The following is a 9,912-nucleotide window of genomic DNA, read 5'->3' on the forward strand; positions in this document are numbered from 1 at the left end:
GGGTTAAGCTCCTAACACGTGACGGATCACATAGACGGTGATCGCGGTCGTAATCATAAACGTGATGGTTGCAGCGATTGAGCGGGGCGAAAGCCGCGCCATGCCACAGACACCGTGACCAGATGTACAGCCAGCCCCGAAGGTCACGCCGATCCCGACAAGAAAGCCGCCAACAACGAGCATGAGCGTCGAAACGGGCACTTGAACCGCAGGCATGCTGCCTGTGACCAGCATCACAACAAGAGGGCCACTGACCATTCCAGCCAGAAGCGCCGCGCGCCAAGACCAATCGGACATACTGGAGGGTTGCATGAACCCCGCCAGAATGCCGGTTGCGCCCATAATACGCCCGACGGTCGCCATCAGCAAAACCGAAGCGAGACCAATCAGAACACCGCCACCAAGCGATTGAAAAGGTGTGAACGCCGTCTCGATCATCGTTGGCACGTCTTAACGCCGACGATGCGGTACAATGGGCAAAAGCGCATGGACGCCGTTGCAAGCATCACGATGCCGACAATGACTGAGATCACGGTTGCCGGTGTGGACGCAAACAGCGCCATGCCGGTTACGAAGGGGGCCAAGACCAAGATAGCGCCTAGGACGAAGCGGAATACACGATCAATCGTGCCAATATTTGCGGTCATTTTGTATTCTCCTACAGATGTTTGATTCTGAATAGCAGGAGTCGCTTCTGGCAACGGTGATATTGTCACCAAGCGTACAAAAATCTTTAAATGTTATGTTTGGCCAAGCGTTTTAGTTGGTCCACATCCAATAGGGTAACACTGCCACGGGCTTGATCGATCCAGCCTCGCCGATGAAATTCTTGCAACTGGCGCGACACAACTTCGCGTGCGGTGCCAAGTTCAACGGATAATTTTTGATGAGTCGTTTTGACGACGTCGTCGGGGCCGGCAAGACTGAGAAGCCTATCCGCTAGGCGAACATCGATCCGTTGAAAGGCAACCTCGTCGATCATGCGAAACAGATCGGTAATGCGTTTTGAGAAAGCCGCGAACACAAAATCCCTAAATGACTTCGATTGCGACACAAGATCATCAAAGACATCGCGCGGAACGGCCGCCGCTTGGACAGGGGTTTCCGTGATGCCGTCCGCAGCGTAATCTTCATAGGCCAGCAGGCAAGCGGTCGTCAGAACGCAGCTTTGACCGGCTTGAATGCGGTATAGAACGATTTCATGCCCGGTCTCGGAAACTTGTTGCACGCGAACCGTGCCATCCAAAAGAAACAGCATGTTCTCGGGGGAGTTTTTGGGCCCAAAAAGGGTCACGCCCTCGGGGACGTCGATGATCACACTGCGGGTGGTCAAAAGCTGTTTTACCGATGGTTCCATACGTGACAGGCCAGGGAACCGTTCAACCCAATCTTCTTGAGATGTCATGACGGAGAAGCCTTTTCATGCGGTACTTCCAGCGGCGCGATGCGATCCAGCAGCTGGCCTTTGTTGGCGGAAATATCTGCAATCGTCAGGTCATCCAAGACCGCCATGAAAGCGGCGGTCGCGTCGTGTAGTTTTCGCGACAAAATACAAACGCCCCTTAAGACACAGGTGTTTTTCTCAGGATTGAAACACTCGACCACATCAAGCGGGCCTTCGGTGATCCGCACCACATCACCAACGACGATTTCTATTGGCGCCCGCGCCAACCGAAACCCGCCGCCGCGTCCTCTGACTGTTTCAAGATAGCCCGCCTTACCAAGTTCATGGACGATCTTCGTGATGTGAGGTCGGGAAAGAGAGTGGATCGTAGCAACGTCATCCACACGCACAAGATTAGGGGATTTTATCGCAGCGAGCTGGAGCGCGCGCAGCGCGTAGTTGGTGTAACTGGTGAGTTTCATAGAGCATCCTGTTGCAGGCGATAAAGTTATATCAGGGGTGTTTCTTTTGCAATCAAGCGTTCCCGGAAGTAGGGGTCGCGCCCGCTGAATTGCCGTGTTATGAACGTCGCCAGACAAAAACGATCAAGAAAAACAATACGTTCAACTAGGAGACGATAAATGACCCTCAAGACAAACCTTCTCAAAGGCGCGGCCGTTGCCGCCCTCATGACCTCCGGCTCTGCGGCTTATGCCGAGTGCGGCGAAGTCACGATCACAGAAATGGATTGGGCATCTTCCGCTGTTGTAACGGCCGTCTCCGCATTCTTGCTGCAGCAAGGTTATGGCTGTGACGTTCAAAAGATTCCGTCCTCTACAGTGACTGCGATTACATCTATTACAGAAACAGGCGAGCCTGATATTCTGACCGAAGTCTGGGCCAACTCCACACCAGCCTATGAAGGCCTGTTGGAAGAAGGCAAGCTGATCGAATTGGCTGACGTTCTGTCCGACGGCGGCGTAGAAGCGTGGTGGATTCCTGCATACCTTGCTGAATCCAACCCTGAGCTGACAACATGGGACGGCATTATCGCTAACCCTGACCTAGTTGGTGGTCAGTTCCACGATTGCCCATCGGGCTGGGCGTGCGACATCATCAACAACAACAACCTGATCGCAGCTGGCGCAGAAGCCGCTGGGATTGAGCGTTTCCAGCACGGTTCCGGTGAGACACTGCAGACATCCATCGCGGCTGCATTTGACGAAGAAGCACCTTGGTTCGGCTACTACTGGGCACCAACAGCAGTTTTGGGTAAATACCCAATGGTTGCCGTCGAAGTGCCTGCCTACAACGAAGAAGGCCACACATGTAACGGCGACCCAGATTGCGCGAACCCTGTGTTCTCTGCATACCCGGCGTCCAAAGTTGTAACGGCTGTTGCAAACGGTTTCCCAGAGCGTGAACCAGAAGCAGCTGCCTTGATGGCAAACGTGTCCTTCACCAACGAACAGATGGGTGAAGTTCTCGCATGGCGCTTGGACAACAACGCGTCCTACGATGAGGCTGCGGTCTACTTCCTGACCACCTACAAAGATGTCTGGGCTGGCTGGCTGGACGACGCCGCCAAAGAGCGTCTGTCTGCTCTGCTCGACTAAACGACTTAAAGCCCCCCGTCGAAAAATCGGCGGGGGGTTTTGCTTTATACAGGGGACGGGGACAGCATGGCGTTTTACGATAAATTATTCGAGACCTTAGGCTTGAGCAATTGGTGCGGCGAGGCCGGTAGCGGCGCGCCGTTGTCCATGGCGGATTTGATGGCGCAAGCCAGCGGAGATGCGGCATCTGGCCCGTTCTTCCCATTTCCCTCGCTTGATAACCTTAACGAAAGTTGCAGCGCGATCCTTCAGTCGCGTGATGTCACCAAAGGGATCGAAGACGGCTTTCTGGCCGCCAAACCCGCGCTCAAATCCGTGCTGGATCCGCTGACCCAGCCGCTCAGCTGGATGCTGGACGGCGCGTTGTGGCTGTTTGAGGCGACCCCGTGGTTCATCATGATCCCCGTGCTCGTGGGCATTTCTTGGTATGCGTCACGCTCCAAACCTGTGACGATCTTTGTCTTCGTGGCGATCATGTTGCTGGGGCTGGTGGATCACTATGATGTTGCGATGCAGACGCTATCCATCATCTTTGTCTGTACGACGATATCGGTTCTGCTTGGGGTGCCCATAGGCATCGCCATGTCCAAATCCGATAGATTACAAAAGTTTACGGTCCCCGTGCTCGATCTTTTGCAGACCTTACCGACCTTTGTTTACCTGATCCCGCTGATCTTCTTGTTCTCGGTGACGGAATCCAAGCTCTATGGGATTGCAATTATCCTGTATGCCATCGTGCCAGTGATCCGCCTGACGGACCTTGGTATCCGGCTGGTTGATCAAGACGTGATCGAGGCTGCGGATGCGTTCGGTATGAATTCCAAACAGAAACTGCTGCGCGTTCAACTGCCCTTGGCTTTGCCCAATATCATGGCAGGGGTGAACCAAACCATCATGATGAGCCTCGCGATGGTCGTTATTGCGTCGCTGGTGTCGGCCCCGGGATTGGGCGTCAACGTGCTGCGCGGTATTCGAAACCTTGAATTGGGTGTCGGGATCGTTGCGGGTATTGGCATCGTTCTTTTGGCCGTGATCCTTGATCGCGTGTCCAAGGCTGCACTCTCGCGGGTCGATATGACCCACGTCAAACACTAAGGAGCTGACGTCATGACAGAACCAATGGTCAGCCTTCGTGGGGTTTACAAAATCTTCGGCCAAGACGGCGCGTCCGTTATGGATCATGTGAAAAACGGCATGGGCAAAGAAGAGCTTCTTGCCGATCATCAACACGTGCTTGGCTTGAACGACATCAATGTCGATATGCAGGCCGGTGAAATCACCGTCGTCATGGGCCTGTCCGGGTCCGGTAAATCGACACTCATTCGCCACCTGAACCGATTGATCGAACCCACCGCCGGTGAGATTATCGTCCAAGGCGAAGACGTCATGCAGCTGTCTGAAACAGGGCTGCGCGAGGTTCGCCAGCAAAAGATGTCGATGGTGTTTCAGAAATTCGCACTCTTGCCGCATAAGACCGTGCTGCAAAACGCAGGGATGCCTTTGTCTGTGCGCGGCGAAGATGCCGAGGTGTGCAACCGTGAAGCCGCCAAATGGCTGGACCGTGTGGGCCTTGCGGGGTTTGAAAACCATTATCCGGCTCAGTTGTCAGGTGGCATGCAACAGCGCGTCGGAATTGCCCGTGCTTTGACGGCCAATACCGACATCATGCTGATGGACGAAGCGTTTTCAGCCCTTGATCCGCTGATCCGCACCGACATGCAGGACTTGTTGCTTGAACTTCAAAAGGAACTGCACAAGACCATCATCTTTATCACCCACGATCTGGATGAGGCGCTTAAGCTGGCAGACCATCTTGTGATCCTGAAAGACGGCTATGTTGTTCAGCAGGGTGAACCACAACACATCCTGCTGAACCCCAACGATCCCTACATCGAAGACTTCGTCAGCGACATTAACCGCGCGCGTGTCTTAAGGGTTCGTTCCGTCATGACGCCGCTAAGTGATGGCGCAGTGCCAGATGGCGCCCATGGTGATGTGGATGTCGATGACACGCTGGAAAGCATGATTGCGCGGTCTGGCGGGGATACATCCCACGCTTATGTGGTCAAAGATGGTGACGAAACGGTCGGAACGCTGGACATGACTTCACTTGTGCGTGCCCTCGTACCACGTGTGTCGTCCGATGATGGCGTGCGCAACTACTAGCGGCGCGCGTTTTCCCAATCCTCAAACATCTGCGCGTGCTTGGCTTCAAGCCGCGTGGTTGTTGCGGCACTCAACGACATGTCGTTGGGCGGAGAGACATTGCGTTGGGGCAGGGTGATCGTCGTTTTAAGACGGTCCTCAAGGAAATCCACCAACAGATCCATCTGTTCGTACTGAAACAGATGATCCACGACCACGCGCCCGTCGTTGTCGCGAATAAACCGCGGTGGATGCCCGACCCGTGCCCACGCCGCAGGATCATCGGCCGCAAATTCAGCGACAAACTCCTCAAAGCTTATGTCTCTGGTGCTGTTGGAACTGCCGTCTTTCGCGGGGCGTGCGCGATACCGATACCAACTGCCAAGCCAGTCAACTGGGTGGCGCACGACGCACAGGGTTTGCAGATTCTTTAGCCCGCATTTCTCCAGATAGGTCTTCAGATATTTGTCATATCGATACCCTGGTGTGTGTTTTAGATTCGGAGCCTTGCGCATCACCATCGCGGCTTGTGGTTCTAGAACACTTTCCAAAGCGGTCGTTCCCGTCTTTGGTAGGGCCAGAAAAACCAGCTTTTCTTTTGCGAATACAAGCATCTAGGTAAAACTCCGGTGGGTTTCTTATCTGTAAACTACTCCTTAACTTCTTCACGCGAAAGCTAAGATAGGTACGATTTTAGTTGAAGTGTTCTCTTTTTGGTCCCATACGGATGAGAACAAGAGGTGAACGAAGCAATCAATTGCAGCCCCCAATTGTAGAAGGTTGGTGGGCGTGGGATAAGGATCAAAATCATGGCAACGGCAGAGCTTTTAAAAATGACCGATAAGAAATCCGCAGACAAGCAAAAGGCGCTTGATTCCGCATTGGCACAAATCGAACGTCAGTTCGGTAAAGGCTCCATCATGACGTTGGGCGGCAATGCTGTGCAAGAGATTGAATCAACTTCGACAGGGTCTTTGGGCCTTGATATTGCGCTCGGCATCGGCGGTATTCCCAAAGGCCGTATCGTAGAAATCTACGGTCCTGAAAGCTCTGGTAAGACGACGCTGACGCTGCACTGCGTCGCTGAAGAACAGAAAAAAGGCGGCGTTTGCGCCTTTGTTGACGCGGAACACGCGCTTGACCCTCAATACGCAAAGAAACTTGGCGTGAACCTCGACGAGTTGTTGATTTCCCAGCCGGACACAGGCGAACAGGGGCTTGAGATCGTGGACACGCTTGTGCGGTCTGGCGCTGTTTCCATGGTTATCGTCGACTCCGTGGCGGCTCTTACACCGAAATCCGAACTCGAAGGCGACATGGGCGACCACTCCGTTGGTGTTCATGCCCGTCTGATGTCCCAAGCAATGCGTAAGCTTACGGGGTCTATCAGCCGCACCAAGTGTACTGTGATCTTCATCAACCAAATCCGCATGAAGATCGGCGTGATGTTTGGGTCTCCTGAAACGACAACAGGCGGTAATGCGTTGAAATTCTATTCATCCGTCCGCTTGGATATCCGCCGGACAGGCGCCATCAAGGACCGCGATGAGGTCGTTGGCAATGCAACCAAAGTCAAGGTCGTCAAGAACAAGGTCGCGCCGCCGTTCAAGCAGGTTGAATTTGACATCATGTATGGCGAAGGCATCTCGAAGATGGGTGAGCTTGTCGACATGGGCGTTAAGGCCGGTATCGTTGAAAAGTCAGGCTCATGGTTCTCCTACGGGGATGAACGTATCGGGCAGGGCCGCGAGAACGCCAAGAACTTCCTGAGAGAGAACGAACATTTCGCGATCGAAATCGAAGATAAAATCCGCGCCGCACACGGGCTGGATTTCGACGGATCCGAAGACATGCCTAATGGCGACGAAGACGCGCTTTTGGAAGATTAAACAGACCGACACCGGTTCTGATGGGGCGCATGGGAAACCTTGCGCCCCTTTTCTTTGGTGCTGCCTCGCGGGCCCTGTGGACTTGCGCCATAGGGAGGGCTATCTCTGGCCGAACCTTTAACTTCGCTTGAAAGCCCGCGCCATGACCAGCTTGTCAGACATCCGTTCGACCTTCCTTGATTACTTCAAACGTCAGGGACACGAGGTCGTGGCCTCAAGCCCGCTTGTGCCGCGCAATGACCCGACTTTGATGTTTACGAATTCGGGGATGGTTCAGTTCAAGAACCGCTTTACCGGCATGGAATCCGGCGACTATCAGCGCGCGACAACCAGCCAAAAATGTGTGCGTGCCGGCGGTAAGCACAATGACCTCGACAATGTCGGCTACACAGCACGTCATCATACGTTCTTTGAAATGCTCGGCAACTTCAGCTTTGGCGACTATTTCAAAACCGAGGCGATCCCGTTTGCATGGGACTTGTTGACCAAAGATTTCGGCATCGACAAATCAAAACTGCTGACGACCGTCTATCACACCGATGACGAAGCATTTGATATGTGGAAAAAAATCGGCGTGCCCGAGGACCGGATTATTCGCATCGCTACAGATGATAACTTCTGGCGCATGGGCCCAACTGGTCCGTGCGGTCCTTGCACCGAGATTTTCTATGATCACGGCGATCATATCTGGGGCGGCCCTCCGGGATCGGCTGACGAAGATGGCGATCGCTTTATCGAAATTTGGAACGTCGTTTTCATGCAAAACGAGCAGTTCGATGACGGCACGATGAAACCGCTAGACATGCAGTCCATCGACACAGGTATGGGGCTGGAACGGATCGCGGCCTTGCTGCAAGGCGGTCACGACAACTACGAAACCGATCTGTTCAAAGCGCTGATCGAAGCCTCCGCCCATGCGACCAGCACCGATCCGTTTGGCGATCAAAACGTCCATCACCGTGTCATTGCGGACCATCTTCGGTCCACGTCCTTTCTGATTGCGGAAGGCGTCTTGCCGTCCAATGAGGGCCGCGGCTACGTATTGCGCCGCATCATGCGCCGCGCCATGCGTCACGCGCACCTGCTGGGTGCGCAAGACCCGGTTATGCACAAACTGGTGCCTGCGTTGGTCCAGCAAATGGGCGCGGCATACCCTGAACTTGGTCAGGGCCAAACGCTGATTGAAGACACGCTCTTGAACGAAGAAATCCGTTTCAAAACAACGTTGGATCGCGGCCTCAAGCTGCTCGATACTGCTTTGGTTGACGTGCCCGAGGGCGCTGATCTGCCGGGCGAAACAGCATTCAAACTTTATGACACATACGGTTTCCCGCTCGATCTGACCCAAGATGCCTTGCGCGAAAAAGGTCATGGCGTGGATACCGATGGCTTCGATGAAGCCATGAAAGCCCAAAAGGATAAGGCCCGCGCGGCGTGGTCTGGCACAGGCGCTGCTGCGGATGCCGCGATCTGGTTTGACCTTGCAGACAAGAACGGCCCGACCGAATTCCTTGGCTACGAAACAGAAGCCGCCGAAGGTCAGCTTTTGGCAATCGTAGCTGGGTCTGATGCAGCGGATAGCGCTAGCGAAGGCGATAGCGTCACATTGATCTTCAACCAATCCCCATTCTACGCCGAAAGCGGGGGGCAGGTAGGTGATGAAGGTATCGCAAGGACCGACACGGGTACGGCCAAGATCACCGACACCAAAAAGGTCGCGGGATTGTTCCTGCACATGGCCGAAGTGACTGAAGGCAAGCTAACACAAGGCCAAGGCACCGAACTGGTCGTCGATCACAGCCGACGTTCGGCAATCCGTGCCAATCACTCCGCGACGCACTTGCTACATGAGGCATTGCGCGAACGTCTGGGCGATCACGTGGCCCAGAAGGGCTCGTTGAACGCACCGGACCGTTTGCGGTTTGATTTCAGTCACAACGATGGTCTGTCACTGGAGGACCTGCGCACTGTAGAACATCAGGTCAACGCGATGATCCGCCAGAACTCACCGGTGGATACTCGCATCATGACGCCAGACGACGCCCGCGCAATTGGCGCTCAGGCGCTGTTCGGTGAGAAATACGGCGACGAGGTCCGCGTTGTTTCCATGGGTCGTGCCGATACCGGCAAAGGGGCCGATGGCAAAACTTGGTCGCTTGAACTGTGTGGTGGTACCCATGTGCGCCAGACCGGTGACATCGGTGCGTTCGTAACCCTTGGCGACAGCGCGTCGTCTGCTGGTGTGCGCCGGATCGAAGCCCTGACAGGACAGGCGGCATTGGATTATCTGCAAGAACAGGACCAACGCTTGGCTGCAACCGCGAGCATGCTGAAATCCCCAGCTGGCGATGTGCCCGATCGGGTGAAAGCATTGATGGATGAACGCAAAGCCTTGGCCAACGAAGTGGCGCAGCTGCGCCGCGAAGTCGCGATGGGTGGCGGAACCAAAGAAGAGGGCGCAAAGCCGAAAGATATCAATGGGATGGCGTTCAAATCTCAGGTGGTTCAGGGCGTCACAGGTAAAGACTTGCCTGCCATGATCGATGAGATGAAATCAGTGATGGAAAGCGGCATCGTGCTGTTGATCGCAGACGCAGATGGCAAAGCTGCTGTTGCTGCAGGTGTCACTGAAGATCTGACCGACAAAGTCAGCGCGGTTGATCTTGTGCGGGCCGCTGTTGCGGAACTTGGCGGAAAAGGCGGCGGTGGTCGCCCTGATATGGCCCAAGGCGGCGGTAAGGATGCAGCGAACGCGGATGCTGCCATTGCCGCGGCGGAGCAGGTTATCTCTTCTTAACCATTTGCCTTTGTTACAAAATTACCTCGGGGGTCCGGGGGCTGGCCCCCGGCTCTGACCCAAACAAAAAGGCCCGCGCTT

At 54.7% G+C, this 9,912-nt stretch carries 10 protein-coding genes; 5 read left to right on the top strand and 5 right to left on the bottom strand.

What is annotated here, in order from left to right; all coding sequences use genetic code 11:
- Window positions 1–3 precede the first annotated feature (3 nt).
- The 4 genes from KO486_RS07985 to KO486_RS08000 form a co-directional block, all read right to left on the bottom strand.
- Window positions 4–438: a YeeE/YedE thiosulfate transporter family protein gene (locus tag KO486_RS07985; protein WP_216036714.1), complete on the bottom strand. Its 435-nt coding sequence runs from the start codon at window positions 436–438 to the stop codon at window positions 4–6.
- Complete coding sequence (locus KO486_RS07990; protein ID WP_216036715.1) at window positions 435–647, bottom strand: DUF2892 domain-containing protein; 213 nt, start codon at window positions 645–647, stop codon at window positions 435–437. The genes KO486_RS07985 and KO486_RS07990 overlap by 4 nt, the downstream gene beginning before the upstream one ends.
- 86 nt (window positions 648–733) lie before the next feature.
- A complete protein-coding gene (locus KO486_RS07995; protein WP_216036716.1) occupies window positions 734–1,405 on the bottom strand; it encodes a Crp/Fnr family transcriptional regulator in 672 nt (223 codons plus the stop codon).
- Entirely contained in the window at window positions 1,402–1,866 is a 465-nt protein-coding gene (locus KO486_RS08000) for an Rrf2 family transcriptional regulator (protein ID WP_216036717.1), read from the bottom strand. Before KO486_RS08000 ends, KO486_RS07995 begins: the two co-directional genes overlap by 4 nt.
- A gap of 159 nt (window positions 1,867–2,025) precedes the next feature.
- Here KO486_RS08000 and KO486_RS08005 point away from each other — a divergent pair, with 159 nt between their 5' ends.
- The 3 genes from KO486_RS08005 (at window position 2,026) to KO486_RS08015 (ending at window position 5,166) form a co-directional block, all read left to right on the top strand.
- Complete coding sequence (locus KO486_RS08005; RefSeq protein WP_216036718.1) at window positions 2,026–3,000, top strand: glycine betaine ABC transporter substrate-binding protein; 975 nt, start codon at window positions 2,026–2,028, stop codon at window positions 2,998–3,000.
- Between the two features lie 66 nt (window positions 3,001–3,066).
- Window positions 3,067–4,095 (top strand): ABC transporter permease subunit, encoded by a 1,029-nt coding sequence (locus KO486_RS08010; protein WP_216036719.1) that lies wholly within the window; start codon window positions 3,067–3,069, stop codon window positions 4,093–4,095.
- 12 nt (window positions 4,096–4,107) lie between these two features.
- Window positions 4,108–5,166 carry a betaine/proline/choline family ABC transporter ATP-binding protein gene (locus tag KO486_RS08015; RefSeq protein ID WP_216036720.1) on the top strand — a complete coding sequence of 353 codons (1,059 nt, stop codon included), beginning with the start codon at window positions 4,108–4,110 and terminating at the stop codon, window positions 5,164–5,166.
- Here KO486_RS08015 and KO486_RS08020 read toward each other — a convergent pair.
- Window positions 5,163–5,759, bottom strand: a complete 597-nt coding sequence (locus tag KO486_RS08020) for a sulfotransferase family 2 domain-containing protein (RefSeq protein ID WP_216036721.1) — start codon at window positions 5,757–5,759, stop codon at window positions 5,163–5,165. The two genes, KO486_RS08015 and KO486_RS08020, sit on opposite strands and share 4 nt — an antisense overlap.
- A gap of 195 nt (window positions 5,760–5,954) precedes the next feature.
- On the opposite strand from KO486_RS08020, the gene recA reads away from it, so the two are divergent.
- Window positions 5,955–7,034: a recombinase RecA gene (gene recA / locus KO486_RS08025; protein ID WP_216036722.1), complete on the top strand. Its 1,080-nt coding sequence runs from the start codon at window positions 5,955–5,957 to the stop codon at window positions 7,032–7,034.
- A gap of 142 nt (window positions 7,035–7,176) precedes the next feature.
- Window positions 7,177–9,831 (top strand): alanine--tRNA ligase, encoded by a 2,655-nt coding sequence (gene alaS, locus KO486_RS08030; RefSeq protein ID WP_216036723.1) that lies wholly within the window; start codon window positions 7,177–7,179, stop codon window positions 9,829–9,831.
- Window positions 9,832–9,912: the final 81 nt, after the last annotated feature.

This window comes from Octadecabacter sp. B2R22 (genome assembly GCF_018861045.1).
In the GTDB taxonomy this organism is placed as follows: Bacteria; Pseudomonadota; Alphaproteobacteria; order Rhodobacterales; family Rhodobacteraceae; genus Octadecabacter.

Bases quoted from the DNA above. Each gene is read 5' to 3' on its own strand.
- KO486_RS08010 (WP_216036719.1), top strand. From the start codon at position 3,067: ATGGCGTTTTACGATAAATTATTCGAGACCTTAGGCTTGAGCAATTGG.
- KO486_RS08000 (WP_216036717.1), bottom strand. From the start codon at position 1,866: ATGAAACTCACCAGTTACACCAACTACGCGCTGCGCGCGCTCCAGCTC.
- KO486_RS07995 (WP_216036716.1), bottom strand. From the start codon at position 1,405: ATGACATCTCAAGAAGATTGGGTTGAACGGTTCCCTGGCCTGTCACGT.
- KO486_RS08020 (WP_216036721.1), bottom strand. From the start codon at position 5,759: ATGCTTGTATTCGCAAAAGAAAAGCTGGTTTTTCTGGCCCTACCAAAG.
- KO486_RS07990 (WP_216036715.1), bottom strand. From the start codon at position 647: ATGACCGCAAATATTGGCACGATTGATCGTGTATTCCGCTTCGTCCTA.
- recA (WP_216036722.1), top strand. From the start codon at position 5,955: ATGGCAACGGCAGAGCTTTTAAAAATGACCGATAAGAAATCCGCAGAC.
- KO486_RS08015 (WP_216036720.1), top strand. From the start codon at position 4,108: ATGACAGAACCAATGGTCAGCCTTCGTGGGGTTTACAAAATCTTCGGC.
- alaS (WP_216036723.1), top strand. From the start codon at position 7,177: ATGACCAGCTTGTCAGACATCCGTTCGACCTTCCTTGATTACTTCAAA.
- KO486_RS07985 (WP_216036714.1), bottom strand. From the start codon at position 438: ATGATCGAGACGGCGTTCACACCTTTTCAATCGCTTGGTGGCGGTGTT.
- KO486_RS08005 (WP_216036718.1), top strand. From the start codon at position 2,026: ATGACCCTCAAGACAAACCTTCTCAAAGGCGCGGCCGTTGCCGCCCTC.